Origin of the sequence: uncultured Arthrobacter sp. (assembly GCF_902805515.1) — a bacterium.
Lineage (GTDB): Bacteria > Actinomycetota > Actinomycetes > Actinomycetales > Micrococcaceae > Arthrobacter_D.
The window spans coordinates 61,062-87,399 of the sequence record NZ_CADCTE010000121.1 but is presented as its reverse complement, the minus strand read 5'-3'; the positions used below and the strand labels follow the sequence as shown (position 1 = coordinate 87,399).

26 protein-coding genes are annotated in these 26,338 nt (G+C 69.7%); 10 read left to right on the top strand and 16 right to left on the bottom strand.

From position 1 onward, the window contains the following. On the bottom strand, nucleotides 1-626 hold a 626-nt coding region (locus QZX79_RS10860), incomplete at its 3' end, for an SDR family NAD(P)-dependent oxidoreductase (RefSeq protein WP_294568295.1). Between the two features lie 405 nt (nucleotides 627-1,031). On the opposite strand from QZX79_RS10860, the gene QZX79_RS10855 reads away from it, so the two are divergent. Together QZX79_RS10855 and QZX79_RS10850 are read left to right on the top strand one after the other, a co-directional pair. Continuing rightward, a complete protein-coding gene (locus QZX79_RS10855) occupies nucleotides 1,032-2,114 on the top strand; it encodes an acyl-CoA desaturase (protein WP_294568294.1) in 1,083 nt (360 codons plus the stop codon). Nucleotides 2,115-2,276: 162 nt separating this feature from the next. Beyond that, nucleotides 2,277-2,507, top strand: coding sequence for a zinc-ribbon domain-containing protein (locus tag QZX79_RS10850; protein WP_294568293.1), 231 nt, complete (start codon nucleotides 2,277-2,279; stop codon nucleotides 2,505-2,507). A gap of 24 nt (nucleotides 2,508-2,531) precedes the next feature. Here QZX79_RS10850 and QZX79_RS10845 read toward each other — a convergent pair whose 3' ends face one another. Further along, a complete protein-coding gene (locus QZX79_RS10845; protein ID WP_120166385.1) occupies nucleotides 2,532-3,377 on the bottom strand; it encodes a CoA ester lyase in 846 nt (281 codons plus the stop codon). Nucleotides 3,378-3,512: 135 nt separating this feature from the next. Between QZX79_RS10845 and QZX79_RS10840 the strand changes: the two genes are divergently transcribed. Continuing rightward, entirely contained in the window at nucleotides 3,513-4,517 is a 1,005-nt protein-coding gene (locus QZX79_RS10840; protein WP_294568292.1) for a helix-turn-helix domain-containing protein, read from the top strand. 137 nt (nucleotides 4,518-4,654) lie between these two features. Continuing rightward, entirely contained in the window at nucleotides 4,655-4,816 is a 162-nt protein-coding gene (locus tag QZX79_RS10835) for a hypothetical protein (RefSeq protein WP_294568291.1), read from the top strand. A 163-nt stretch (nucleotides 4,817-4,979) separates the two neighbouring features. Here QZX79_RS10835 and QZX79_RS10830 read toward each other — a convergent pair whose 3' ends face one another. The 5 genes from QZX79_RS10830 to QZX79_RS10810 all read right to left on the bottom strand — a co-directional run bounded on the left by QZX79_RS10830 (nucleotide 4,980) and on the right by QZX79_RS10810 (nucleotide 11,422). After that, nucleotides 4,980-6,884, bottom strand: a complete 1,905-nt coding sequence (locus tag QZX79_RS10830; protein WP_294568290.1) for a cation:proton antiporter — start codon at nucleotides 6,882-6,884, stop codon at nucleotides 4,980-4,982. Then, the gene (locus QZX79_RS10825; protein WP_294568289.1) at nucleotides 6,881-8,353 is read right to left on the bottom strand and encodes an ATP-binding protein; all 1,473 of its coding nucleotides are present in this window, start codon (nucleotides 8,351-8,353) and stop codon (nucleotides 6,881-6,883) included. The genes QZX79_RS10830 and QZX79_RS10825 overlap by 4 nt, the downstream gene beginning before the upstream one ends. Then, entirely contained in the window at nucleotides 8,350-10,050 is a 1,701-nt protein-coding gene (locus tag QZX79_RS10820) for an FAD-dependent oxidoreductase (protein WP_294568288.1), read from the bottom strand. Before QZX79_RS10820 ends, QZX79_RS10825 begins: the two co-directional genes overlap by 4 nt. A 254-nt stretch (nucleotides 10,051-10,304) precedes the next feature. Continuing rightward, on the bottom strand, nucleotides 10,305-11,060 hold the full coding sequence (locus QZX79_RS10815) for a MerR family transcriptional regulator (protein ID WP_294568287.1): 756 nt from the start codon (nucleotides 11,058-11,060) through the stop codon (nucleotides 10,305-10,307). A 104-nt stretch (nucleotides 11,061-11,164) separates the two neighbouring features. Next, on the bottom strand, nucleotides 11,165-11,422 hold the full coding sequence (locus tag QZX79_RS10810) for a hypothetical protein (RefSeq protein ID WP_294568286.1): 258 nt from the start codon (nucleotides 11,420-11,422) through the stop codon (nucleotides 11,165-11,167). A gap of 195 nt (nucleotides 11,423-11,617) precedes the next feature. On the opposite strand from QZX79_RS10810, the gene QZX79_RS10805 reads away from it, so the two are divergent. Continuing rightward, the gene (locus QZX79_RS10805; RefSeq protein ID WP_294568285.1) at nucleotides 11,618-12,031 is read left to right on the top strand and encodes a helix-turn-helix domain-containing protein; all 414 of its coding nucleotides are present in this window, start codon (nucleotides 11,618-11,620) and stop codon (nucleotides 12,029-12,031) included. Here the strand turns inward: QZX79_RS10805 and QZX79_RS10800 are convergent. After that, nucleotides 11,993-13,207: a CdaR family transcriptional regulator gene (locus QZX79_RS10800; RefSeq protein WP_294568284.1), complete on the bottom strand. Its 1,215-nt coding sequence runs from the start codon at nucleotides 13,205-13,207 to the stop codon at nucleotides 11,993-11,995. The two genes, QZX79_RS10805 and QZX79_RS10800, sit on opposite strands and share 39 nt — an antisense overlap. Before the next feature lie 310 nt (nucleotides 13,208-13,517). Between QZX79_RS10800 and ald the strand changes: the two genes are divergently transcribed. Next, nucleotides 13,518-14,630, top strand: a complete 1,113-nt coding sequence (gene ald, locus QZX79_RS10795; RefSeq protein ID WP_294568283.1) for an alanine dehydrogenase — start codon at nucleotides 13,518-13,520, stop codon at nucleotides 14,628-14,630. Here the strand turns inward: ald and QZX79_RS10790 are convergent. Together QZX79_RS10790 and QZX79_RS10785 are read right to left on the bottom strand one after the other, a co-directional pair. Then, nucleotides 14,627-15,658, bottom strand: a complete 1,032-nt coding sequence (locus QZX79_RS10790; protein WP_294568282.1) for a Gfo/Idh/MocA family oxidoreductase — start codon at nucleotides 15,656-15,658, stop codon at nucleotides 14,627-14,629. The genes ald and QZX79_RS10790 overlap by 4 nt on opposite strands. 75 nt (nucleotides 15,659-15,733) lie before the next feature. Further along, on the bottom strand, nucleotides 15,734-16,333 hold the full coding sequence (locus QZX79_RS10785) for a TetR/AcrR family transcriptional regulator (RefSeq protein ID WP_294568281.1): 600 nt from the start codon (nucleotides 16,331-16,333) through the stop codon (nucleotides 15,734-15,736). A 94-nt stretch (nucleotides 16,334-16,427) separates the two neighbouring features. On the opposite strand from QZX79_RS10785, the gene QZX79_RS10780 reads away from it, so the two are divergent. Continuing rightward, nucleotides 16,428-16,991 (top strand): NAD(P)H-dependent oxidoreductase, encoded by a 564-nt coding sequence (locus QZX79_RS10780; RefSeq protein WP_294568280.1) that lies wholly within the window; start codon nucleotides 16,428-16,430, stop codon nucleotides 16,989-16,991. A gap of 84 nt (nucleotides 16,992-17,075) precedes the next feature. Here the strand turns inward: QZX79_RS10780 and QZX79_RS10775 are convergent, their stop codons facing one another. The 3 genes from QZX79_RS10775 to QZX79_RS10765 form a co-directional block, all read right to left on the bottom strand. Beyond that, nucleotides 17,076-17,267 (bottom strand): hypothetical protein, encoded by a 192-nt coding sequence (locus tag QZX79_RS10775; RefSeq protein ID WP_120166358.1) that lies wholly within the window; start codon nucleotides 17,265-17,267, stop codon nucleotides 17,076-17,078. A 41-nt stretch (nucleotides 17,268-17,308) separates the two neighbouring features. After that, nucleotides 17,309-18,277 (bottom strand): lantibiotic dehydratase C-terminal domain-containing protein, encoded by a 969-nt coding sequence (locus QZX79_RS10770; RefSeq protein ID WP_294568279.1) that lies wholly within the window; start codon nucleotides 18,275-18,277, stop codon nucleotides 17,309-17,311. Nucleotides 18,278-18,363: 86 nt separating this feature from the next. Continuing rightward, nucleotides 18,364-18,504 (bottom strand): hypothetical protein, encoded by a 141-nt coding sequence (locus QZX79_RS10765; protein WP_294568278.1) that lies wholly within the window; start codon nucleotides 18,502-18,504, stop codon nucleotides 18,364-18,366. A gap of 432 nt (nucleotides 18,505-18,936) precedes the next feature. Between QZX79_RS10765 and QZX79_RS10760 the strand changes: the two genes are divergently transcribed. The 3 genes from QZX79_RS10760 (at nucleotide 18,937) to QZX79_RS10750 (ending at nucleotide 22,584) form a co-directional block, all read left to right on the top strand. After that, nucleotides 18,937-19,905 (top strand): LuxR C-terminal-related transcriptional regulator, encoded by a 969-nt coding sequence (locus QZX79_RS10760; RefSeq protein WP_159620536.1) that lies wholly within the window; start codon nucleotides 18,937-18,939, stop codon nucleotides 19,903-19,905. 82 nt (nucleotides 19,906-19,987) lie between these two features. Beyond that, the gene (locus QZX79_RS10755) at nucleotides 19,988-21,172 is read left to right on the top strand and encodes an FAD-dependent oxidoreductase (RefSeq protein WP_294568277.1); all 1,185 of its coding nucleotides are present in this window, start codon (nucleotides 19,988-19,990) and stop codon (nucleotides 21,170-21,172) included. A gap of 89 nt (nucleotides 21,173-21,261) precedes the next feature. Continuing rightward, nucleotides 21,262-22,584 carry a PLP-dependent aminotransferase family protein gene (locus QZX79_RS10750; RefSeq protein WP_294568276.1) on the top strand — a complete coding sequence of 441 codons (1,323 nt, stop codon included), beginning with the start codon at nucleotides 21,262-21,264 and terminating at the stop codon, nucleotides 22,582-22,584. 57 nt (nucleotides 22,585-22,641) lie between these two features. On the opposite strand, the gene QZX79_RS10745 is transcribed toward QZX79_RS10750, so the two are convergent. From QZX79_RS10745 to pdhA, 3 genes are read right to left on the bottom strand one after another with little or no spacing between them, the layout of a single operon-like run. After that, nucleotides 22,642-24,171, bottom strand: coding sequence for a dihydrolipoamide acetyltransferase family protein (locus QZX79_RS10745; protein ID WP_294568275.1), 1,530 nt, complete (start codon nucleotides 24,169-24,171; stop codon nucleotides 22,642-22,644). 9 nt (nucleotides 24,172-24,180) lie between these two features. Next, nucleotides 24,181-25,155, bottom strand: coding sequence for an alpha-ketoacid dehydrogenase subunit beta (locus tag QZX79_RS10740; protein ID WP_294568274.1), 975 nt, complete (start codon nucleotides 25,153-25,155; stop codon nucleotides 24,181-24,183). Further along, nucleotides 25,155-26,336: a pyruvate dehydrogenase (acetyl-transferring) E1 component subunit alpha gene (gene pdhA, locus QZX79_RS10735; protein ID WP_294568273.1), complete on the bottom strand. Its 1,182-nt coding sequence runs from the start codon at nucleotides 26,334-26,336 to the stop codon at nucleotides 25,155-25,157. Before pdhA ends, QZX79_RS10740 begins: the two co-directional genes overlap by 1 nt. Between the last annotated feature and the right edge of the window lie 2 nt (nucleotides 26,337-26,338).

Genomic DNA, 26,338 nt, shown 5'->3' with positions numbered 1-26,338 from the left:
AAATAGTCGATCAGCGTCGGTGAGGGCTCGTAGGCCTGGATCGAAGTGCTGTTGACGATCGAGGAACCCGGTGGAAGGAACTTCAGGGCCTCCCGCGTGATCCAGAAGAAGGACTGGATGTTCGTCTTGTACGTGTGCTCGAGCTGCTCGTCCGTCAGGTCCTCGAGGGACTCGACCGCCACTTGCTTGGCCGCATTGTTCACGAGGATGTCGAGGCCGCCCAGCTGCTCGGCGGCCTGCTGCACCATGGAGCGGCAGAAGTCAGCGTCCTTGACGTCGCCGGGGAGCTTCACGCCCTTGCGCCCGCTTTCCTCGATCAGCCGGATCACGGTGTCGGCGTCGGGCTCCTCCTCCGGCAGGTAGCCGATGGCGACGTCGGCGCCCTCCCGCGCGAAGGCGATGGCGACGGCGGCACCGATTCCTGAGTCCGCGCCGGTGATCAGGGCCTTGCGGCCCTCGAGCCGACCGGTGCCGCGGTAGGAGGTCTCCCCGCGGTCGGCGTGGGGCGCGAGGTCCCGGTCCAGTCCTGGCTCCGGCTGGTCCTGCTTCGGCGGAGCGATGCTTTCGAACCGCGTCACAGGGTTCTGGAACGTGTACTGGTCACTGGTTGCAGAATGTGGATTCATTTTTCCTCCGTTGCCGGTTGGGTCCCGGGCCTCCGAGGTGACCCGGACGAAGGCGTTCGCCAGAAGCTAAGCCTGCTTACTACCTTAGGCCGCCCGGCGGGAGGGAGACAAGCAGGCCTAGAAGACGGCGGAAAAGAACCCTGCTCCCACGCTGAGGATCAGGGCCACGACGAGGAGCCAGACGATGGGGGTGCGGTACTTGGCAATGGCGCGCATAGCTCCCCAGTCTAGTGCCCGCCGCGCCGCCGGCACCGCGCCGGCGCACCTCTAACAGCCGGATGGGACAAACGCAACCAAAGTGAATTGGCACACGCTTTACACAGGGAGTACGCGTAGAGTGAAGGAATCTGCGGGGCTCGCCCCCATCGAAGGCTGGGAAGCCGACCCGACCCCCCAGGGATATTTATGAGCGTCACAGCCGCCGGCCGCAAAGTCCGGATCGCCAAACCAAATGACGTTGTTGCGTCCTATTCGGTCCTCCTCAAGCAGGTTCGGAAGGAGGGGCTGCTGAACCGGCGCCGGCGCTTCTATGTCTCGGTGTTCATCCTGCTAGCCCTGGCCATGGGCGCGGCCTGGACCGGCTTCGCCCTGCTGGGCGACACCTGGTTCCAGCTGCTGATCGCCGCGGTGCTCGGAGTGGTCCTGACCCAGACGGCCTTCCTTGCCCACGAGGCCTCCCACCGCCAGATCTTCAAGACCCGCGGCGCCAACGACTGGTCCGGCCGCGTGCTCGCCGCCGGAGTGGTCGGCATCAGCTACGCCTGGTGGATCGATAAGCACACCCGCCACCACAACGACCCCAATACCCGCGGCAAGGACCCCGACATCGAGGTCGACACCATCTCCTTCCTCGAAGAGGACGCCGCCAAGGCCCGGGGCCTGCAGGCCTGGATCACCCGCCGGCAGGGCTACCTGTTCTTCCCGCTGCTCACCCTGGAGGGCCTGAACCTTCACGCCCGCTCCTTCGTGACCCTGTTCCGCCGCGGCACCGTCACCGGCCGCTGGGTCGAACTGGCCCTGCTCGCGGCCCGCTTCACCGCCTACCTCGGCATCCTCTTCTGGTTCCTCCCGGTGGGCATGGCATTCGCCTTCCTCGGCGTGCAGATGGCCGTGTTCGGCGTCTACATGGGCGCCTCGTTCGCCCCGAACCACAAGGGCATGCCGATCGTGCCCGAGGACAGCAAGCTCGACTTCTTCCAGAAGCAGGTCCTCACCTCGCGCAACATCCGCGGCGGAGCATTCGTGAACAACGCCTTCGGCGGCCTGAACTTCCAGATCGAACACCACCTCTTCCCGGACATGCCGCGCCCACACCTGCGCCGTGCCGCCGTGATCGTCCGCGAGCACTGCGAACGCCTCAAGGTCCCCTACACCGAGGTGGGCCTGGCGGCCTCCTACGGGGCCGTGGTCACCTACCTCAACCGGGTCGGCCTCTCCGCCCGCGACCCCTTCGACTGCCCCATGGTCAATAAGTACCGCCGGCAGTAACCTCAACCTTCCAAGGACGTCCCGCACCCTGGTGCGGGGCGTCTTTGGGTTAAGGCACCCGGACAGGCGGCGGCAAGTCAATCATCAGCATGCTTCCTATTTCCTTCGGACTGCGGGTAGCGTTGAGCCCTCGGACCAACCCCGCGCCATCGAAGGAGCACAATGTTTTTCCTGTTCGGCCTCACCACCCGCGAGCGCGTCCTGTTCTCCCGCTCCGCCAGCTGCCACTTCTGCGGGCGCTTCGCCCCGCAGCAGGTTATTCAGCGGGCAACGAAGTTCACGGTGTTCTTCATCCCGCTGCTGACAGTGCGCAAGAGCCGTTCCATGGTGTGCACCAACTGTGGAGGGGCCTCGCCGCTCAGCGCGCAGCAGCAGCGGGCCATGGCCGCCTAAGACACCGGACGGCGACCCGGCGGCTCAGGCGTTCCAGAGTCCGTAGGAGTCGGCGAGCGAGGAGATCTTCTGCGCCCGCGCCAGCCGCGGAAGGTAGGAGCCATCCCCCACCACCGCGCCGGCGGCATGAGCGCTGAGCAGCTCCACGGCCCACTGGATCTCCGACTCGCTCGGCGAGAGCGCCCGGTTGATGGTGTCGGTCGCGTCAGGAGAAAGGCACAGCTTGCCGGTCATCCCCATTGAGGCGGTGACCTTGCTCGCCTGCAGCAGCTCATCACCGAACGCCCCGACGGTGGGGCCGTCGATGGGGCCCGGAAGCTGACCTACGCGTGATGCGACCACAAGCTTCGACCGTGCATAGGCGAGTGCGAGAGGGTCGTCCGAGGCGCCGGTGTCGCGGCGGAAGTCGCCGACCCCGAAGGCCAGCCGGAACGTTCCCGGAGCACTCGCGATGGCCGTGGCGTTTTCAATGCCAAGCGCCGATTCCACCAGGGCGAGGACCGGGGTTCCGGCCTTGAGGCGCATGGCGGTATGGGTCACCTGCTCGGGCTTCTCCGTCATGGCGAGCATGACCCCCCGCAGCCCCGGGAGCCCGGAGAGCGCCGCGAGGTCATCGGCCCAGTAGTCGGTTTCGATCCCGTTGACGCGCACCCAGGCGGTCATGCCGCTGGACAGCGCCTCGACAACCCGGTCCCGCGCCTCAACCTTCGCGTCGGCGGGCACCGCGTCCTCCATATCGAAAATGACGGAGTCCGCCTCGGAGGCAAGCGCCGGAGCGAAGTTGGCCTCCGAGGCCGCTGAAGCCAGCAGCCAGGATCGGGAAAGTTTGGCTGGGAGCGCGGCGGCGCGGCTGTTTCGAAGGGAGGCCATAGGGAAACACTACTGAGGGGAACGGCCCATTATCCAACGGGGACGGAACCGCCCCGGAAAATCCCCCGCGCCGGGGGCTGTTCATCATCGGTCCGGCTGCGGCGGTACGGGTCCGGCGTCGGTAGGCTTTCTGCCATGGCAAAGGATGAGACCGTTCTCGACCTGCTCGGAATCGACGGGGCCAGCGAACGCATCTACCACCTTGTGCTGCGGCAGGGGGCGGCGAGCGTCCCCGTGGTGGCGGAACAACTCGGAATCTCCCACGCGGAGGCCGAGGACCGCCTCGATAAACTGCGCGGGATGGGCCTTGTCGCCCGGCGGGCCACCGCGGACGGCGACTACGCGCCGGTCGATCCCCGCTTCGCCCTGCGGATCCTCACCGACCGGCACAGCGACGGCCTGGCCCGCATCCGCGACCACATCGGCGTGCTGGCGGACCAGTTCGACGCCGGCCGCTCGAGCCCGGCCGACGCGCCCCAGACACAGGTCTTGAGCGGGGCCGATGCGCTGGCCGCCTGGTACGTGCGGCTGCAGCACCAGGCGGGCAGGGAATTCCTTGCCTTCGACCGGCCTCCCTACGTGTCGGCATCCTCGAACCCGCTCGAACCCGTGGTGCTCGACCGCGGCGTGTCGTGGCGGGCCATCTACTCGGCCGCCAGCTTCGAGCACGAGGGCAGCTGGGAGGAGGTCCAGCGCCTTGTCGCCCGCGGGGAACAGGCGCGGGCAACACCGGAGCTCCCCCTCAAGCTGGCCATTGCCGACCGCACGGTCGCCATGGTGTCCCTCACCCTGGAGGGGGAACGCTTCGACGCCCTCGTCACCGAGTCGCCTCCGCTGGTTGAGGCCCTCTGCCAGCTGTTCGAGTTCTACTGGCGCTCGGCCATCCCGGTGCCGGGGAATTCCGAGGCCATCGCCCGAGGTCTCGGGACTCCGGGACGCCGGGCGGAGCGGGCACCGACCCCTGAGGAGCATGCGATGCTCACCCTGATCGGCGCCGGTCTGAAGGACGAGGTCATCGCCCGCCAGCTCGGTATGTCGGCGCGCACCCTGCGCCGCAGGAGCCAGGACCTGATGGCGGAGCTGGGTGCCGCCAACCGGTTCCAGGCCGGAGCGGAGGCAGCACGCCGCGGGTGGGTGTGACGGTTCGACGACGCCATAGGACCGCCGTTCAACCATTTTTGGCCTGCTTCGGCCATGGGCCTCCCGCGGCCATTCATTCGATGCATGGAACCGTAGAGTTGCGGCACGCCAAAAGGCGATCGTGACGAAGGATGTCCATGTCGATACTCGTCACCTGGAAGAACGTGTCCGCCGGACTGGCCTCCACCTCGGTCACCTCGCTTGACGCGAGCGACGACGGGAAGTGGCTGTTCGTCGGCACCCGGCAGGGCGGACTGTTCCGCGCCGACACCGCCGAACTGATCAAGGCCGCCGGCTGATCGGTCCCCGCGCTGAGCAGTTCTCCCGCTGATCGAATCGCGGGCTGATCGGTCCCTCCGCTGATCAGCCCGCACCAGGCCCGTCCGGCAGCCGCCGGGCGGGCCCTTTCGTCTGCGCTCCGCGCGTGCCGGCTTCCCGCAGCGGGCGGACGGCGGCCGGGCATCAGCCAAGCACCTCGTCGAGGTAGCACCACCGCCACGACTCGCCCGGTTCGACGCTGCGCATCAGCGGATGCCCCGTGTTCCGGAAGTGCCGGTCGGCATGCAGGCCCGGGGAGGATTCACAGCATGCGACCTCGCCGCACTCAAGGCACATCCGCAGGTGCACCGGCGTCGTCCCCTCACGGACGCAGTCAAGGCACCGGGGGTCTGCCGGGGCCTGCCGTTCGGGCGCGTCCTGAAGATGCGCGCACCCGTCCCGGACGGGCCGGTCGCGCGGATCCGCCAGGGCGGCCGGGCCCATCGCAGGAACTGTCCCGCCGGGCTCGTCCGCTTCCTCGGCGAGGAACGTCTCGAGCATCGCCTCCTCGGAGTCGAGCCGCTCGAGGACCTCATCGACCACTTCGGCGGCATAGCGGCCCTGCCGGCGCAGCTTCAGCACCTCCCGGCGTTCGGCGTCGAGCATCACCATCCGCAGTTCGAAATACCGCTGGCTCGGTGTTTGGAGCTGCTCCTCGGGAGGTCCGAGGCGCTCCCAGGCCGCGGCGCTCCACTCCTTGGTGCGGCGCCGGAGCATCCCCAGCAGCTCCGGGGAGTCCTCCGCAAGGATGCGCCCCTCAAGCTGCCCCAGGCCGGCCGCGGCGGATTGGCGCACCAGCAGGGCCCGCTGCAGCGCATCCTCCCGGCGGTCGGGGCCGCGCAGCCCGAGCCGGCGCACCACCCAGGGCAGGCTGAAACCCTGGATGGCCAGGGTGCCGGCGGCCACGACGAGGGCGGCGAGGATCAGCACCGGCCGGTGCGGAATGTCCTCCGGGAGGACGAACACCGCAGCCAGCGTCACCACCCCGCGCATCCCGGCCCATGCGACGACGGCCGGGAGCTGCCAGGGCAGCGGAGGTTCGGCGGTCCGGATCCGCGGGAGGAGCCGGGGCAGGTAGCTGGCGGGGAAGACCCAGACCGGGCGCAGCACGATGACCGCCAGCAGGATGATGCCGCACACGGTCCAGACCCGTGCCGGGCCCATCGTATCCATCAACGCGGCGTCGACGATCGAGCGCACCTGCAGCCCGATGAGCAGGAACACCGCGTTCTCAAGGAGGAACTGGACAGTCGCCCAGTTGGTGCGCTGGCTCAGCCGTGAGGCGCTGCCGGGCATCGAGGGCGTCCGGGTGCCGATGATCAGGCCGGCCACGACGACCGCGAGCACCCCCGAGGTGTGGAGGGCCTCGGCGGGCAGGAACGCGACGAAGGGTGCGGCCAGGGACATCGCCGTGTTGATCGGCACGTTCCGCAGGCGCCTGCGGATTCCCAGCAGCACCAGGGCGGCGCCGGCGCCGATGAGAACACCGCCGGCGGCGGCCATCACGAGTTCGAAGGCAATCTCGAGCAGGCTGATGCTCCCGGCGAGCGCGGCGACGGAGGAGCGCAGCAGCACCAGGGCGGTGGCGTCGTTGACGAGGGACTCCCCTTCGAGGATCGCCACCGCCCGGCGGGGCATGCCCACCCGCCGCGCGATGGAGGTGGCCGCGACCGCGTCCGGGGGCGCGACGACGGCACCCAGGGCGAAGGCGGCCGGCAGCGGCACCTCGGGGATCAGCCAGGCGACCAGGAGTCCTATGGTGACCGTGCCGAAGATGACGTAGCCGACCGACAGCAGCGCGATGGGCCGCTTGAGGGCCCGGAACTGCACGACGGGGGTCCGAAGGGCGGCCGCGTACAGCAGCGGCGGCAGGATGCCGATCAGCACGATCTCGGGGATGAGTCGCACCGGCGGGATGAACGGCAGGTAGGACCCGATCACTCCGAGGATCACGAGCAGCAGCGGGGCCGACATCCGCCACCGGGTGGCCAGGGCGCTGGCGGCGCAGATGACGGCCACGACGGCGAGCAGGGTCAGGGCGAGGTTCATCCGTGCGCGGCCCGGGCTTCCTGCGCCGGGGCGGGGCCGGCCCCGTCGTCCTCAGCGGGCTGCCGCAGCGGCAGCCGCACCTGGAACGCCGTGGCCGGGTCGCTGACCAGCTTCAGCGACCCGTGGTGCTTGTTCACGACGATCCGCCAGGAGATGTCCAGGCCGAGGCCCGTTCCGCTGCCCACCGGTTTGGTGGTGAAGAACGGCTCGAAGATGCGGCCCCGAAGCTCCCGGGGAACGCCGGGCCCGGTGTCCCCGATCTCCACGAGGACGGTGTCGCGCTCGCGGACGGCGGTCACGGTCAGCCGGCCCCGGCCCTCCATGGCGGCCACGGCGTTGTCGATGAGGTTCGTCCAGACCTGGTTGAGTTCGGCCGGGTAGCACTGAAGCATCGGCAGGTCGGGATCGTAGGTCTTCTCGACAGTGATCCCGGCACCGATGCGCTGGGCCAGCATGACCAGGGTGCTGTCGAGCAGCGTACGCACGTCGGCCTCCTGGTAGGGCGCGCGGTCGAGCTGGGAGTACTGGGAGGCCGCTTCGACCAGGGTGGAGATCCGGGAGGTCGAATCCTGGATTTCGTTCATCAGCTGTTCGGTGACGATCACGTTGGCCAGCCAGTGGAGCACCCCATTGATGTCACCGTCGGGAGCGGCCGTCGCGGCCTCCTTCAGCCAGTCCTCGCCGACGCCGGCCTGGACGAAGGTCGCGGCCAGCTCCCAGCTGCCCTGGACCCCGTGGTCCTCGAGCCAGTCGGCGAGCGCGTCCTCCCGGTCGGAGACCTCAAGCGGGCCGAGGGTTCCGACGTGCGCGGACCGGCGCAGCGCCTCTTCCTGCAGGTCGACGAGCCGCTCGAGCGCCTCCGGGGCCACGGTCAGGCCCGCCGCGAAATGGATCGTGTCACGAAGGGCGGCAACGCGTTCCCGCAGCACGGAGGTGGCCCGCAGCGCCGACGCCGCCGGGTTGTTGAGCTCGTGGGTCAGTCCGGCGGAGAGGGAGCCCAGTGCCATCAGCCGCTCCCGCTGTGCGATCACCTCGCGGGTGTTCTCCATACCCAGGAACAGTCCCTCGAGCAGGTGCAGCGCCATCGGGAACCAGTCGCCGACGAGGTTGCCGAAGTCCTCGGCCCCGATCTCGAGGAAGCGGCTGGGCCTGCTCGTCCGAAAGGACGTCGAATAGACCTGGGGTACCCGGTCCCCGAGGTAGGCCTGCACCGCGCCGGCGTACACGCCACGCTGGCTGGTGCGGATGAGCTCGACGTCGTCGTCGCCGACCCGGCGGGTCAGCACCACCTCGCCGTCGAGCAGGACGTAAAAAACCTCCGCTGGCGTGTTCTCGCTGTAGATCGTCTCAGCCCCGTAGGAGCGGATGGTGCCGATCTCACAGATCCAGGCAAGTTGCTCCTCGGTGAGCCTTTCGAACAGGAAGAGCGTGCGGAGCTCCTCCGGATCGCACCGCTGGCCCCCGTTCACTGCGCGGCCAGGTATCGATGGGCGAGGGTGACGGCCATGGCGCCTTCGCCGACCGCCGAGGCCACCCGTTTCACCGAGCCGGCGCGCACGTCGCCTGCGACGAACACCCCGGGGATGCTGGTCTCGAGCGGGTACGGCATACGGTCGAGCGGCCAGTCCGCAGGGGGCCTGCCGTCGGTCAGCAGGTCGTTGCCGGTCACGATGAACCCGCGGCTGTCCCGGACGAGAGCCCCCTCGAGGTTTTCCGTGTGGGGATCGGCTCCAATAAAGACGAACAGCCAGTTCGTCGCCACCTCCCGGGTCGCACCCGTTTCCCGGTTCCGCAGGGTCAGCCCCTCAAGGTGGTCCTCGCCGCGGGCCGCCGCCACCTCCGTCTGGAGCAGGAGCTCGATGTTCGCGGTCCCCTCGATCTGGTCGATGAGGTAGGAGGACATCGACGCCGTCAGGCTCGAGGCACGGATCAGCAGCTTGACCGAGCGGGCCGTCCGCGCGAAATACACGGCTGCCTGCCCTGCGGAATTTGCTCCCCCGACGATGTAGACGTCCTCGCCGGCGAGGTCGGCGGCGGCGGCGGTGGCAGCACCGTAGAAGACACCCCTGTCGGTGAGGTGCGGGAGCCCTTCACCCGCCAGGGTCTTGTAGGCCACGCCCATCGCCAGCACCACCGCATGCCCGGCGATTTCCGTCCCGTCATCGAAGGTCACGACGCGCGCCCCGCCCCGCGCCTCAAGCCCGGTCATGTTGCGGGTGGTGAGCACCTCGGCGCCGAACTTGGAGACCTGGCGGCGGGCCCGGTCGGCCAGCTGGGCACCGGACACCCCGTCCGGGAAGCCAAGATAGTTTTCAATCCGGGAGCTCTGCCCGGCCTGCCCGCCGGTGGCGTTCTTCTCAACGAGGACCGTCCGGAGGCCCTCGGACGCGCCGTAGACCGCGGCCCCGAGGCCCGCCGGACCCCCGCCGACCACCACGAGATCGTAGAAATCCTTGAGCGGGGCGGTGCTCAGGCCCACGCGTTCGGCCAGGACGGTGTCGGTGGGGGCGATCAGGGCGTCCCCACCGGCCGTCACCACCACCGGAAGGGCCGAACCGTCGGTGCCTGCCGCCGCCAGGATCCGCTGCGCCTCCGGTTCCGTGACCGGCAGCCAGCGGTAGGAGACCTGGTTCCGGGCCAGGAATTCTCGCACCTCGACGGACCGCGCGGACCACCGGTGGCCCACCAGGGTCGTGGTGTGGACGGGCCGGCGGTCCGCACTCCGCCAGGCCTCAAGGAGGGAATCGACGACCGGGTACAGCTTCTGCTCGGGCGGGTCCCAGGGCTTGAGCAGGTAGTGGTCGAGGTCCACGACGTTGATCGCGTCGATGGCCGCGCTGGTGTCGGCGTAGGCGGTCAGCAGCATCCGGCGGGCCGCCGGGTAGATGTCGATGGCTGCTTCGAGGAACTGGATGCCGTTCATCTCGGGCATCTTGTGGTCCGCGATGAGCAGGGCGACCTCGTCGCCGCGGAGCTTCAGTTCCCGCAGCGCCTCGAGCGCCTCGGCCCCCGAATCGGCGCGCACGATCCGGTACTGTTCACCGAAGCGCCGGCGCAGGTCCCGGGCCACCGCCCGGGAGACGCTCGGTTCGTCGTCGACGGTGAGGATCGCGGTAAGCCCCCTTGTCCCGTCGGCCCTCCGCTGGCCCGCCGCCGGGGCAGTCACGTCCGCCCTCGGGCCGGCCGGCAGCCCGGCCCTGCACCTTCGTGTTGAGCAGCTTTCCTGCTCCCGCCCCATGGAAAAGCTGGTCCCATGACTGGGCCTCCCACGTCCGGTGCGCCTCGGGGCGCACGCGATTATCGAACCATCTGTGCCGGGGAGGGTCAATAGCGCCCGCGCCTGCCCCGCCGTGCCCGTCCGGTTTCCGCGGCGTGGCAGGCGCGGCGCGCTGGAGAGGGCCGGCGGGAGCCGGCCGGGTCCTAGAGGTTGGCGTCAGCGTAGGCCTTCAGCGCGTCGCGGACGAAGCCTGCCTTCTCCGGTCCTCCGTAGACCGCGCTGAAGCGGGGGTCGGCGACATACATCTCCCCGAGCCCGGTGATGTAGTCCTTGGCCGGTCCGCCGTCCTCGCGGGGGATCCCCGGCGCCTCCGACAGCCATTCGACGTGCCGGGCGGCGAGTTCCTGCGCGCGGGGCCCGTCGGGGCGCTCGCCGCCGGACGCCGCGGCCACCCAGCCGTCGGCGAGCCGTTTAGCCGCCGCCGCGTAGTCCTTCCGCTCGGCATCGCTCTTCGCCCGCCACCAGGAGTCTCCGGCGGCGTACGCGTCGGCGCCCCACCGCTGCTCCACCTCCTCCTTGAACTGGGTGTGGTCGAAGCCGTCGAACATGTTCTCGGCCATCAGGGGTTCCCCTCTCTCAAGACTCCGTACGGTGCCCAGCACCGATTCGATCTGTTGTCCGATCCGCTGGTGCTCCCGGCGCAGCTGTCCCAGATGGGTGCGCAGGGCAGCGGCCGGCTGTTCGCCGCCGTCGAGGATGTCCCGGATGGCGGGCAGTGCCAGCCCGAATCCGCGCAGGAGGAGGATGCGCTGGAGGCGCACCAGTGCGTCGTCGTCATAGTACCGGTAGCCGTTGGCGCCTACGCGCGACGGCTCAAGGAGGCCAAGCTGCCCGTAGTGGCGCAGGGCCCTGCTGGTGGTGCCGGCGAGTCTCGCGACGTCCTGGATCGACCGTTCCACGTTCTGTTCTCCCGTTCTGGATTCCGTGCCGGATCCAGCGTAGGAGTTGACGCAGCGTCAAGGTCAAGGCCGGTGCGCGACGGAGGGAAACCGGCCCGGATTGGTCAGCTGTACCAGAACCAGTGGGGCGGGCTCCAGTCCGCCGGCACCGTATGCGCGGCGAATCCCCCGCACTCCGAGCAGGAGTAACCCGCGCTGGCGGGAAGGATCGCCCCGCCGCCGCTCGGGAGCCGGGGCGGTACGTACTCTTCGAAAATCAGGAAATCGTCGGTGCCGCAGCGGTGGCACCACGGGCGTTCGCCGGTTTCGGCGGGGGCCGCCCCCAGCCGGGCTGCGCCGGGTGTTGAGTTGATCGTCGTCATTGCCTTCACCATCTCGCTTCAAGCGGTCGACGTCGGCCGCGAACGGAAGTAAGGATACTGATCGACTTAGGATACTACCGGTCCAGACCACCGGATAGTCCGGGCAGCACATCGGCGCCGCCCGGCCGGACGCAAGCTTTGGGAAAAGGGAGCCCGACGAACCCGCAGGACGCCCATCTTTGGCACAATGTCCCCATGCCGCCACGAGCCCCCCGCACCACCGATGCGCTGCCCTCCGCCGAGGCCGCGAGGCTCGAACGGGGGCTGGCCGGCAGCTCCGACATCACCGTCTTCGTCGACGGGACGGCGTTCCGCCTGCCCCCGGGCGCACGCGAGGCGGTGGTCGACCTGCTCGAACGGTTCGGGGCGGGCGACACCGTGCAGTGCTCCTCGGTGGCCGAGCTGCTGACGACCTCGCAGGCCGCCGAGCTGGCCGGAATCTCCCCCACCTATCTGCGCAACCTCACCGATGCCGGGGAGATCGCCACCGAGTACCGCGGCTCGCACCGGCGCATCCGGCGCAGCGACATCGAGCAGTGGCTCCGCCGCCAGGGCTCCCGCAGTGCCGGTTCAGAACCTCGGACGGAGCATCCAGCGGCGGGCCTTTAGCGCGAGATGCAGTTCGAGCCGCACCGCACCTCCGAGTGGATCGGCCCCGATGATCGCCCGGATCCGGGCGAGGCGGTTGTACACGCTGCTGCGGTGCAGGTGCAGCTGCGCCGCGACATCCTGAACCGACCCGTTCTTGTCGTACAGCAGCTCGAGCACCGGCAGCAGCTCCCCTGCTCGGTCCTGCTCCTCCAGCTCGGCGAAATAGATGCTCCGGGCCGCCGCGGCCCGCAAGCCCACTGCCGCAAGCATCTGGTAGGCGCCGATCGAGCGGTATTCGACGATGGTGCCGAGCTGCGGCTCGACGCCGGCGGCCTGCGCTGCGCAGCGGGCCTGGCCGTAGGACTCGGCGAGGCGGTCAAGGCCCGCGAAGGGCTCCCCCAGGCCCAGGACCAGCAGCGCGGCCGGACGCCCCGCACGCTTGGCCAGGCCCTCCCCGTACCGCCGCAGGACATCGGCGTGTGCGGCATAGCCGACCCCTGCGCGGAGGAGGAGGACCGCATGCGTCGGCGCGCCGGCGCTGAAAAGGAACGGTTCGACGCCGACCGTCGCCTGCAGGGCGACGGACCGGTGCATCAGCGTGCCCGCTTCGGGATCGGCCGGCCGCGCCCGCGGGCCGCCGGCGTCGGCAATCACGGCGAGCTGCCACGGACCGCCCTCGTCGACCTCCGGCCACCCCCGGAGGTCCTCGAGGGCGGAGGCGGTGCCATCGCAGGCGGCCAGGAAGTCGGCCTCCCGGCGCGTGCGGTGCTCGGAGTCGGCCGTATTGCCCTCGAGCAGAAGCTCGGCGAGCCGGTCCAGCTCCGGGCGGACCCGGGGAAGGGCGGTGAGGATATCCGCGGCGGGATCAGCCTCGGACTCCTGCTGCACCCACAGATATCCCACCCGGAAACCCTTGACCAGCAGCGGCACGCACACCCGGCCCAGCATCCCCAGGTCGGCATTCGCCGGGACCGCCACCGGCCGCACCGCCGTTCCGATCCCGTGTCGAAGCTGCCAGGCGCCGACGTCGGCGGGAACCTTCTTGCTCAGCAGGAAATTGACCCGGACCCGGTCCGCGGAACTCTGGTGGCTGCTGTAGGCCACCAACACGCCGTCGAGGTCCTCGAGTGAAAGGCCCCGGCGCAGCGTCCCGGCAATCCGTTCAACGGCGTCCTCGATGGCGGAGGTGTGCATCCCGCCAGCCTAGGGGCTGCACCGGCAGCGGGGCGACATTTGCCGCTCCCGAATTCGACAGATGTCGATTGCTTTCACCGGCCCCCGCTGCTAGTGATCGAGGACACAGGCAGCCGCGGCAGCCCCGGCGTTGCGCGCCAGCGCGGGCACCGTCGGGACCGGACGCCGGCCGGGCGGGCAACGCCCCGCGCTGCATCCCGCAGCTGGCACGCGATCAACCCCGGCAAAGCAGCAGACAGCGGTTTGGGCGCCGCTCATACTTGAAGCACGCCCCACCGGGCGTCTGCCCGAACGACACCTGGAGAACCCCATGATCATCGGCGTCCCGAAAGAAGTTAAGAACAACGAGTACCGCGTCGCCATCACGGCCTCGGGGGTGCACGAGTTCCAGAGCCACGGACACACCGTGCTGATCGAGACGGGTGCCGGCACCGGTTCCAACATCACCGATGCGGAATACCAGGCCGCCGGCGCCCAGATCCTTGAGGACGCCGACGAGGTCTGGGGGCGCGTGGACATGGTCCTCAAGGTCAAGGAGCCGATCAAGGAGGAATACCACCGCTTCCGCGAGGGCCTGATTCTCTTCACCTACCTGCACCTCGCCGCCGAGGCCGAACTCACCCGGAACCTGCTGGACGCCGGAGTCACCGCCATCGCCTACGAGACCGTGCAGGACGGGCGCGCCCTCCCCCTGCTGGCCCCGATGTCCGAGGTCGCCGGGCGGCTCTCGGTCCAGGTGGGCGCCCAGGTCATGACCGCCCCCGCAGGCGGTCCGGGCCTGCTGCTGGGCGGAGTCCCCGGGGTGCGCCCGGCCAAGGTCACGGTGCTGGGCGCCGGTGTCGACGGCACGAACGCCACGGCCATGGCAGTGGGCACCGGGGCGGAGGTCACGATCCTCGACATCAACATCGCCCGACTGCGCGAAATCGACGCCCAGTACGCGGGACGGGTGAAGACCGTGGCCTCGAATGCCTTCGAGATCGAGAAGTCGGTGCTCGAGGCGGACCTGGTCATCGGCTCGGTCCTCATCCCAGGGGCGAAGGCCCCCAAGCTCGTCACCAACGACATGGTCTCGCGGATGAAGCCGGGCAGCGTGCTGGTCGACATCGCGGTGGACCAGGGCGGCTGCTTCGAGGACTCGCACGTGACCACCCACCAGGAGCCGACCTTCAAGGTCCACAACTCCCTGTTCTACTGCGTCGGCAACATGCCCGGTGCCGTCCCGAACACCTCGACCTACGCGCTGACTAATGTCACCCTGCGCTACGCGGTGGCCCTGGCCAACCGGGGCGTGCGCGCGGCGTTCGAGGCGGACCCGGCCCTGGCCCGCGGGCTCAACACGGCCTCCGGCCGGGTGGCGCATTCCTCGGTCTCCGAGGCGCACGGGCTCCAGCTTGCCGAGGACTGGCGGGAACTGATCTAGCCGCCCGCAAGCCGGTGGGCCTGCTCAATGAGGCGCAGGCCCGCCAGGGAATCCTCCGGTTCCACCGGAACGGCTCCGCCGCTGCGGACCGCCCCGGCGAGCTGCCGGTAGAACCCGCCGTAGTCGCCGCGGGCCGTCTCCACCGGCTCCGCCGACGGATCGTGGCCGAGCCGGCCCCACAGTTCCTGCGGTTCGCGCCCGTACAGGGGGTCCCCGGGAAGCATCCCGGCCTCGATCGAAGCTTCCTGCGGATCGACGCCCCACTTCGTGTAGGAGGCCTCCGATCCGGTGATGCGGAACCGGGGTCCCGCCTGCGGGGCGAGGAAATTCATCGCCAGGTGGGAGAGAACTCCCTGCTCATGGCGCAGGACCACGAAGGCGTCGTCGTCGGGGCCGCCGCCGGAGCGGGCCGTGGCCAGCTCCGCATGCTCAAGGGTGGCCGGACCGAAGAGCCGCAGGGCCTGGTCGATCAGATGCGGACCCAAATCGTAGAGGATACCCCCGCCCTGGTCGGGGCCGGCGCTCTTTTTCCACGGTTTGGCGACCTCGGGCTTGAAGAACTCCATGCGTGATTCAAACCTCCGCACCCGGCCCAGGGCGCCCTCCCGGACCAGCCGTTCCACGGTGAGGAAGTCGCCGTCCCAGCGCCGGTTCTGGAAGACCGTCAGGACCCGCGAACCCGAGGAGGCCAGTTCGGCCAGCCGCGCGCCCTCGGCGCTGTCGACGACGAAGGGTTTGTCGACGACAACGTGGAGCGGGGCCTCCAGTGCCGCTGCGGCCAGCGCGGCGTGGGTGGCCGGCGGCGTGCTGATGACGGCCAGGTCAAGGTCGGCGGCGCGGGCGAGGGCCTCCTCCGCCGAGGACACCACGGCGGCCCCCGGGTAGGCCTGCCGGGCGGCCGTGGCGCGCCCCGGATCGGAGGTGACAATGACCTTAAGCTCGAACCGAGGGTCAGCGGCGAGGAAAGGGGCATGGAAGACCCTTCCACCGAGACCAAAACCGAAGAGCGCCGCGCGGATCTTATGCATGGCCCCAGCCTACCGGGGTGCGTCCGTCCACCCCCGGGCAGGCGCGTCCTGCGGCCCGTCCCCGGGCCCGGCGGGTTACCTTGGCAGGAAGCGCTCGACCAGCTCGTGCCAGCCGGCGACGAGGCGCTCGTGCGGCATCCGGCGTTCCTCCTGAAGGTGGATCAGCAGCCCGGCATTGAGGTAGGCGGCAAGTTCGTACGCAGCAAGTTCGAGGTCTCCGGTGGTTCCGGCCTCACGCAGCAGAAGCCCAAGGTGCTGCCGGGCGAGCCGCTGGGTGGGGTGACTGAGCGCCTCCGGACCCTCCTGCGCGGCCCGCAGCAGCTGGCCCTGGAAGTCGCACCGCCGGATCGAGGCCTCGCCGAACGCCCTCAGCCGGTCCACCGGGGCGGCCCCGGGGCCGAGGGGAGGCGGCCCGAACATGAAGGCTGCCTGGAAGTCCCTTCCGGACTGATCGAGCAGCGCATGGATCAGACCCGTCTTGTTCCCGAACCGGCGGAACAGCGTGCCCTTTCCCACCCCTGCGTGGCGTGCCACCTCGTCCATGGTGAGCTTCTCGGGGCCGTACAGCTCCACGATGCGGACGGCGGCCTCGAGCAGGAGCCGGCGGTTGCGCGCGGCATCGGCCCGCTCGCCGTCGTTGCCGGAGAGCCGGAGCACTGAATCGCCGCCCGACATACTCCAAGCATAGTCCGGAATAAAGTGGACTACGGTCCGGTTACACTGGACAGCGGCCCCTAGGCCGGACCCCATGACCCCACAAGGAGTACCCATGACCACGACAATCCTCACCCTCGTCGGAAGCCTCCGCGGAGATTCCCACAACCGCCAGATCGCCGAAGCTGCAGCTGCGGTTGCCCCGGGTGATGTGAGCATCGTGACCTATGACGACCTCACCGCCATCCCGTTCTACAACGAGGACATCGACGTGCCCGGCGCCGTCCCGGCCGCGGCCGCGAAGTTCCGTGCCGCCGTAGCCGAGGCCGACGCAGTCCTGCTCGTCTCCCCCGAGTACAACGGCACCATGCCCGCCGTGCTGAAGAACGCCATCGACTGGGCCTCCCGCCCCTACGGCGAGAGCTCCATCTCGACCAAGCCCGCAGCCGTGATCGGCTCCTCCATGAGCCCCTACGGTGCAGCGCGCGCCCATGACGACGCCCGCCGCTCGCTCGGCGTTGCCGGCGCATCGGTGCTGGAGGACGCGCAGCTCTCAGTGCCCCTGAGCATGAACCGTTTCGCCGAAATCCACCCCAAGGATGACGCCGAGCTCGTCGAGCAGGTCAGCGCGATCCTGAACGCGCTCTCCGGTGCCGCCAAGGAACCGGCCGCCGCATAACGGAGCTTTTTGCTGGTGTGAATCAGGAAGGCCGGGCAGCTGCCCGGCCTTCCTGCCGTTAAGCGGTGGCGGGCGCGCCGGTGCTCAGTGCCACAGGCTGTCGGCCCAGGCTGCGTCCCGGAGGTAGTCCCTCGCCGGGCCCACCTCCCAGAGTTCGCCGGAGCTTGCGAGGACCCCGCTGTCCCTCAGGGACGCAAGCGCCGCGGCGGAACATCCAAGGGCCACTGTCAGATCACGGTCGTCGGCGGCGATAACGAAATCACTGCGGTCGCTCATGGGAACCTTCTTCTGGTGGGGGGCGCTGCGGGTCGTGGCGGTCAGGAGGTACTGTGCTGCCGGCGCCGGGCCCCCGTCGGCAGCGGCGGGCTCCAGGTCCGGGCGTGAAGTCCGAGGGCCGCCTCCTCCCGGGGCAGGAACCCCAGCCGGTTGAGGGTCATGTGGGCCTGGTACACGGTCAGGTGGCGGGCACCGCGGCTCACGCCGGCCTTGTCCGCGCTGCTCAGGTAGCCGTCGAGGGTCGAGAACCACCGCCGGCGCCAGTGCTGGACGGTCGCTTCGGCCGCCGTGGCCCCCATGAGGCTGTGGAACGCCGGGCTCTTGGCGCGGACCTGCTCGGTCATGGCCTGCCGGACGGCCGGCGCTCGCACGCCCAGCTCGGCGGTGCAGGCCGCAAGGTGGTTGTCCCAATAGGAGTCCCAGGAGTCCCGCCGCCGCTCGGGCCAGGTGCCCGAGCGCGGCCCGCGCATCATTGCCTGGGTTGAATCGAAGAGAATCAGCGCCCCCAGTGCCGAGCGGCTCTGCATCCGGGTGAACCGCTGCACGGCCCACAGGGACAGGTCCGAGCTGAGTTCGAAGACCTGCTCGGCCAGTTCGAGCCCGGCCGCGCCGCCGTAGGTGATGAGATCGGACTCGAGCTGCGGATCGGGTTCCCCGACTCCGCCGAAGTAGTAGAGGTCCGCCGCCGGGCTGGAGGTGTGCTGCCGGATCGAGACCTTCGGCCGAGCGGCGCTGCGGTGAATCCGCTGGTCGCGCTGGAGGCCCTGGAGCTTCTCGAGGACGCGGGGGTGGGCCTGGATGTTCACCCGCACCTGGGTGGCCGGGTCGCCGCTGCGGGAAAAGTACCAGCGTTTGGCTCCCAGCGAGCGGGCCTGCGCCACCAGGGGGGTAACCAGCTCTTCGATGATGCCGTCCGCTACATCGAAGCCACCCGTGGTGAAGGTGAGGTGCCACCATTGAGTGCTCCCGGCCGTTCGTGAGGCGGTTCGAACGGTGGTGAGCTGACTCATGGGCCCTCTCCTTCAGGGTTAGTGGTTACCCCGCTGGGGCGGGATCGGGGGGAACACCGCCGCACCAACACGCACGGCGTTCCGTCTTACTTCGGCCAGTCCCAACTGCCGGCGACGAGGTCTCCACGCGGTGACTCGGCGCTGCCTGCCGCGAGGGCCGGGCCCGCCGGTGACACCGTGCCCATGAGGATGAGGATTCCGGCGGCTGTGCCGAGGAGCTTCTTCATGGAGATCACCTTTCGCAGTGGGACTGTTTCCGGAAGGGATGGCCGACGAACCTGTCGGGCCTCTCGATGCCGCCGTTCCACCAGCACCGCCTTTCCGGTCTACCCAGAATGGTCGGAGTGTCCCGGCGTGTCCAGCCTCCGCGATGGCCGCTTCAGGACATGGCCGGAACCGGACTTCCGACCATTCCGGCGGCCGCCGCCGCGGCCCGGATACCCGCGGGATTTCCCGCCAGTACGCGGAATATCCGAGCGCCAACGCTGGCGGGTTGCCGCTCCGTCCCCGGTGTCATTAACTGGACATGCCATGTTTTTCGCATCGTCGGGTCGGCGGGAGCACCGCCACGCGAAAGCGGGGCGGTCCGGACTCCTCTGTACTCTGGGGAAGGGCGGGCCGCCGACGCGCCGCCCGGTGTCCGTCCAGAAGGGGGTCTCATGCTCGACGGTTCATGCCTTGAGTTGTACCGGTACGCCGTCGGCCATCCCGGGTGGACCAAAGAGCAGGCCTCCGAGGCGCTGGGACTGACGCTGCGCGAGATCGACAATGCCATGACCGAGCTTCAGGCCCGCCGGCTTCTCGGCCCCCAGGCCGCCGGCACCGCCGGCTTCGTCGCGGTCTCACCCGATGTCGCCCTCGCGGACCTCGTCGACGCCGACGAACGGTCCCTGCAGGAGCTGAAGATGCGCATCAGTTCACGCCGACGGGAGCTTTCAAGCCTCGTGCCGATCTTCCTCGAGGCGCGCAAGCAGAGCGTGTCGAGCACCTCGGTGGAAACCCTCGAGGATCCCCACCTGATCCACCGGGTGCTGATTGACTACGGCAGGGACGTCTCCGAAAAGGTCCTGATTGCCCAGCCCGGCCAGGGCTCCACCGCCGATGTGCACGAGGAAAGCATCCGCAAGGACCTCGACCTCCTCAACCGGGGCGTCCGGCGCCGCACGCTCTACGACGTGAGCACCCGCGACCACGTCCCTACGCGTAAGGCCGTCACCGCCATCCAGGCCGGCGGCGGTGAATTCGGGGCGCTTCCCTTTGTACCGCTGCGCATGATGATCTTCGACCAGAAGCTCGCCCTCGTGGCCCGGCAGCTCGACGCCGGAGACAAGGCGGCACTGGTGATCCGAGACCCCAGCCTGATCCATATTTTCACCCTGCTCTTCGATGTGGCGTGGGAACTGAGCGAGCCGTTCCTGGCCCCGGATCCGACGCAGACCCCCCTCAACAGCATGCAGCACGCGATTCTTCAGGGGCTGGCCGCCGGACTGTCCGACGAATCGATCGCCAGGCGCCTGGACATCAATGTGCGCACCTGCCGCCGGCACATCGCCTGGATGCTCGAGACGCTGCGGGCCGACAGCCGCTTCCAGGCGGGGGTCAAGGCGCGCGACGCCGGCTGGATCTAGGGCGGGCACGGCGGCCCGGCTGCCGGACGGCTGCGCCCGGGCGTAGCATGGGCCGGCGGAGGCACTGCGGGCGGGGGATGGCATGGCTGGAACCGGACGGGACGCTGTGGTGGTCGGGGGCGGCATTGCCGGGCTGGCCGCCGCCTGCTCCCTGCTGCGCCAGGGCTGGACCGTGACCGTACTCGAGCAGGCACGACGGTTCGCGGAGGTCGGGGCCGGGCTGGCCCTGACCTCCAACGGCCTCTCCGCGCTCGCGTCGCTCGGGCTCGATACACCGGCCCGCGGGGCGGGCCATCCCGTGCAGATGGAGGGCACCCAGGACCACCGCGGCAGGTGGCTGGTGCGTATCCCCTCCGGCAGCTTCCGGCGCCCGCCCCCGACGGCCTACGGCATCCACCGCAAGGAACTTCACCGCCTGCTCCTGGCGTCCGCCCAGGGAGCCTCCCTTCTGCCCGGCGCCCGGATGGTGGGCATCGATCCGGGTCGGCCGGACGGACCAAGGGCAGTCGTGTTCTGCACCTCCGACAAGGGGGACCTGGCCCTCGACGCGGATCTCGTTGTGGGGGCCGACGGCCTGCGCAGTGCCTGCCGGCAGCAGCTCGCGCCGGCGACGGCACCCCGGTACAGCGGGAAGTCCGCCTGGCGGGGCGTCGTCCGTGAATTCCCTGCCGCGGCCAACGGATTCACGGTGCGGTGGGGCCCGGGCGCCGAATTCGGGGCGCTGCGGATCGGGGCCGGCTCCGTGTATTGGTATGGGTACACCTTCTCCGAGGAGGGCCAACGATGGGCCGATGAGAAGGACGCCGCGATGGAGCACTTCGCCGGCTGGGCCGAGCCGGTCCCTTCGCTGATCGAGGCGACGGCCCCGTCGGCAATCCTGCGCCATGACGTCTACGCGCTCGCGCCGGCCCTTGCGACGTACGTCTACGGGCGCGCCGTGCTCATCGGGGACGCCGCCCATGCGATGGTGCCCACCTTGGGACAGGGGGCCAATTCCTCCCTCGAGGACGGGGCGTGCGTCGGTCTCCTCATTGCCCGGGCGGTCGATCAGGGCGGCTCCCTGGCTGCCGCCCTCGGCAGCTATGACGCCCAGCGCCGCCCCCGCACCCAGCGGATTGCCCGCCGGTCCGCCGCAGCCGGCCGGCTGGGAGCGGACCTCCGCGCGCCGGCCGGCGTCGCCGCCCGCAACGCACTGCTGAGGTTTCTCCCCGGCGGCATTGCTGCCCGCGCCGGTTCATCCGTCCTGGCGTGGCGGGCACCGGCCTGAGCGGTCCGCCGCCCGGCCCAGGAGCGCGCGCCCCCACGAAGGGGCAACAGCTGTTGCCCCCCGGTGAACCCGCCGCCTAGACTCGGGGAGTGACGAACTCCAGTGACTCAAGCCACGAAGTGATTCCCGCCGAAACCGAAGCAGCCCTGGAGCGGGTGGCCGACTATGCGGCCCGCCACGACGTGCTCTACTCGGCCCGAGCCGCCAACATCAAGCAGTCGGCGGTCCGCGATGTCTTCGATATCTCGATCCGGCCCGGCCTCGTATCCCTTGCCGGAGGCAGCCCCTACCTGCGTTCGCTGCCCCTCGAGGACCTGGGCCGCACGGCCCAGCGGATCATCGCCGAGCAGGGCCTCGAAGCCCTTCAGTACGGCGGCGGCCAGGGCATGGAGGAGCTGCGCGAACTGATCTGCGACGTGATGGCCGCCGAAGGGATCACCGACGCCGACCCGGCCGACATCGTGGTCACTACCGGCTCCCAGTCGGCTCAGGACGTCGCCGCCAAGGTCTTCTGCAACCCCGGCGACGTGATCCTCTGCGAGGATCCCACCTACGTCGGGGCCCTGAACACCTTCGAAGCCTACGAGGTCGACGTCGTCACCGTTCCGATGGACGACAAGGGCCTCATTCCCGAGGAGCTCGAACGCACCATCGTCCGGCTGAAGGAGGAGGGCCGGTCGATCAAGCTCCTCTACACCATCCCCAGCTTCAACAATCCCAGCGGGGTCACGATGGAGGCCGGCCGGCGCCAGCGCGTCGTCGACATCTGCCGGGACAACAACATCCTGGTGCTCGAGGACAACCCCTACGGCATGCTCCGCTTCGACGGCCACCCCCTGACACCGATGCGGGCGGGCAACCCGAACGACGTCATCTACCTCGGCTCGTTCTCGAAGATCTTCGCCCCGGGGGTCCGGCTGGGCTGGGCGCTGGTTCCCCGCCACCTGCACCGCCGCTTCTACCTGGCGTGCGAGGCCGTGGTGCTCTGCCCGTCACCCCTGACCCAGATGCTGGTGAGCTCCTACCTGACCGACTATGACTGGCGCGGCCACCTCGAAACCATGAGGGTGCTGTACCGGGAGCGGTGCGAGGCGATGCTCGCCGCGCTGGCCGAGCACCTTCCGGAGGGCGTGCACTGGACCACGCCCGAGGGCGGCTTCTTCGTGTGGGTGACCCTGCCCGAGGGGATCGACACCTATCCCCTGCTCTATGAAGCGATCGACGCCGGCGTGGTCTTCATTCCCGGCGCGGCCTTCACCCCCTCGGACGAGGCCTCGAACAAGCTCCGCCTGGCCTTCAGCGCGGTCTCCCCGGAGGACATCGCCGAGGGCGTGCGCCGGCTTGCGCCCATCCTGCAGCGGGCCCTGACGTCGGTGCCGCCGCGGAACGCGGCCCAGTCCACTAGCTCCTGACGCCCAGCGGCTCCTGACCGCGGCTGCCGCGTGACGCGGCAGCCGCGGGCAGGAGGGCTAGTCGAGCAGCAGTGCCGGTTCCTCGAGGATCGAGGCGACGTCGGCCATGAAGCGGGCGCTCAGGTCGCCGTCGACCACCCGGTGGTCGAAGGACCCGCCCAGGGTGGTGATCCACCGCGGGATCACCTCGCCGTCGAGCACCCACGGCTTCTGCTTGATGGTGCCGAACGCAACGATCGCCACCTCGCCGGGATTGATGATCGGGGTTCCCGTATCGATGCCGAGGGCGCCGATGTTGGTGATGGTCAGGGTGCCGCCCTGCATCTGGGCCGGCTGGGTCTTCCCGGCCCGCGCCGTCACCGCCAGGTCGTTCAGGGCCAGGGCGAGCTCCTTCAGGGACAGGTTCTGCGCGTCCTTGATGTTGGGCACCATCAGCCCGCGGGGCGTCGCAGCGGCGATCCCGAGGTTCATGAAGTGCTTCACGAGGATCTCGTCGTCGGTCCAGGTGGCATTGACCGAGGGGTTGCGGGCCGCCGCCCAGATCACGGCCTTGGCCAGGATCAGCAGGGGTGAGACCTTGATGCCCTCGAAGTCACGGGAGGCCTTGAGCCGCTTGACGAACTCCATGGTCCGGGAGGCATCGACGTCGACGAAGATGCTGACGTGCGGCGCGGAGAAGGCGCTCTGCACCATCGCCTTGGCGGTGGCCTTGCGCACCCCCTTCACGGGGATCCGCTCGATCCGGCCGGCGCCGTGCTTCTTCCGGTCGTCCCAGAACGAGTCGGCACCGTCCTGTTCGGCGTCGCGCTGGGCCTGGTAGCTCATCAGGTCCTGCTTCGTCACCTCGCCCGAGGACCCGGTGGCAGGAACATCGGCGAGGTTGATCCCGAGGTCCCGCGCGGCCTTACGCACCGGCGGCTTGGCCAGGACGCGGTTGAGCAGCTGGTTCAGCGGCCCGGGCTTTGACTCCGGCCGGCCCGCAGCGGGACCGGTGCCGTCGGCGCTGACTGCCTGGACCGGGAGTGCCGCCGGAACGGCAGGAGCAGGCGGTGTTTGAGGCACGGGCGGTGCCGTCGGCGCGGGCGCGGCCGCCGGCTCGGGGGTGTTCGCGCCGGAGGCGCGCCGCGGCCTGCGGCGGACCGCATCGGCCTTGGGGCCGGTTCCGACGAGCGGGCCGTTCTCCGGTCCGGCCGCGGGCTCAACGGGGGGCGGAGTGGTCAGCTCACCGGGCATTTCGGGGGCCGGCGCCTGGGCGGCCGGGCCGCCCGGGGCGGGCTTCCCGGGCATTTCGGGGGCCGGCGCCTGGGCGGCCGGGCCGCCCGGGGCGGGTTCCCCGGGAGCCGGGACGGCGTCCTCGACGGCGATGATCGCGGTTCCCACCTCGACGGTTTCGCCCTCGGCCACCAGCAGGGCCGAGACCACGCCGGCGAAGGGCGAGGGCAATTCGACCAGCGACTTCGCCGTCTCGATCTCGACGATGGTGTCGTTGACGGCCACGACGGCGCCGGGCTGGACCTTCCAGGAAACGATTTCGGCCTCGGTGAGCCCCTCGCCGACATCCGGGAGGTGGAAAGTGTTCAGTGCCATTCGGTGTCCTTAGTAGGCAAAGGCCCGCTCAAGGGCCTCGAGGATTCGGTCGATATCGGGCAGGTACTGTTCCTCGGTGCGCGCCACGGGGTAGGGCATGTGGAACCCGCCCACCCGGATGACCGGCGCTTCGAGGGAGAGGAAGGCACGTTCGGAGATGCGGGCGGCGATCTCCCCGCCGATGCCCCCGAAGGTCGGCGCCTCGTGGGCCACCACCAGCCGGCCGGTCTTGGCCACGGATGCGGTGACGGTGTCGAAGTCGATGGGCGAGATGGAGCGCAGGTCGATCACCTCGACGCTGTGCCCGTCCTGCTGCGCCGCCTCGGCCGCCGCAAGGGCCACCGGGACCAGCGGGCCATAGGCGACGACCGTTGCGTCGGAGCCCTCCCGCAGGACCTGCGCCGTGAACGGGCTCGGCGGGGCGTTGACGGTGTCGACCTCACCCTTGAGCCAGTACCGGCGCTTGGGTTCGAAGACGATGACGGGGTCCTGGCAGTCGATGGCCTGCTGGACCATCCAGTAGGCGTCCTGCGGATTCGACGGGGTGATGATCCTCAGCCCCGCGGTATGCGCGAAGAGCGCCTCCGGTGACTCCGAGTGGTGTTCGACGCTGCCGATGCCGCCGCCGTAGGGGATGCGGATGACGACCGGGGCGCCCAGCATTCCGTCGCTGCGGGTGCGCAGCTTGGCCAGCTGGGTGGTGATCTGGTTGAAGGCCGGGAACACGAAGCCGTCGAACTGGATCTCGCACACGGGCCGGTAACCACGCAGCGCCAGACCGATGGCGGTGCCGATGATGCCGGACTCGGCCAGCGGGGTGTCGACGACCCGGTCGGCGCCGAAGTCCCGCTTCAGGCCCTCGGTGATGCGGTAGACACCGCCGAGCTCGCCGATGTCCTCGCCCATGAGCAGCGTCTTGGGATTGTTCTCAAGAGCGGCACGGAGCCCCTCGTTGATCGCCTTGGCGACCGTCATCACTGCCATCAGGACGTTTCTTCCTCTCCAATGAAGCCCGCTTCATAGTCCCGCCACGCCTGCAGCTCCTCCTGCACCAGGGGATGCGGCTCCGCATACACGGTGTTGAAGCGTTCCTCGAGTCCCGGCGGCTGCATGGCCTGCACGTCGCGCCGCAGCTCGACGGCCATGGCCTTTGCCTCGCCGACCAGCTCCTCGAAGAAGGCATCGCCGGCCTTCCCGGTGGTGCGCAGGTGCTTCTCCAGGCGGGCGAGGGGGTCGCGGGGATGCCAGTCCTCCTCCTCGCGGGAGAGCCGGTACTTCGTGGGGTCGTCGGCGGTGGTGTGCGCGCTCATCCGGTAGGTGAACGCCTCGATCAGGACCGGACCCTTGCCGCTGCGGGCGTGCTCGAGTGCCCAGTTGGTGACGGCCTCGACGGCGACGACGTCGTTGCCGTCAACCCGGATGCCCGGGAAGCCGTACCCTTCGGCCCGCTGCGCCAGCGGCACCCGGGTCTGCACCGACGAGGGCACCGAGATGGCCCAGTGGTTGTTCTGGCAGAAAAACACGACGGGGGCGTTGAAGGAGGCGGCGAACACCATCGCCTCGTGCACGTCGCCTTCGGAGCTCGCCCCGTCGCCGAAGTAGGCCACCGACGCCGCCGGCGCCAGGGTGGGATCGGCGGCCTGGTCGCGCTGGAGGCCCATGGCGTAGCCGACGGCGTGAAGGGCCTGTGCGGCCAGGACGAGGGTGTAGAGGTGGAAGTTGGTCTCGCGCGGGTCCCACCCGCCGTTGGTGATGCCGCGGAACAGGCGGAGCATTTCGGAGAGCCGGACGCCTCGGGTCAGGGCCACGCCGTGTTCGCGGTAGGTCGGGAATACGTAGTCCTGGGCCTGGAGGGCCCGGCCCGAGCCGATCTGCGCGGCCTCCTGCCCGGTCAGTGGCACCCAGAGCGCCAGCTGGCCCTGCCGCTGCAGGGCGGTGGCCTCCTGGTCGAACCGGCGGATGAGATACATGTCCCGGTAGAGCGCCTTGAGCCGCTCCGCACCGGTGCCGCTGGAGAACCTGCCGTACTCGGGGTGGTCGAACAGGTGCCCGTCGGGGTCGAGGAACTGGACCATGCCGGGGCCGCCGTCGGGGCCCGGCGGGGCGGAGGCGAGGGCGATCTCCTCCGATTCGAATTCAGCCGCAGGCAAACGGGTGCCACTCATGA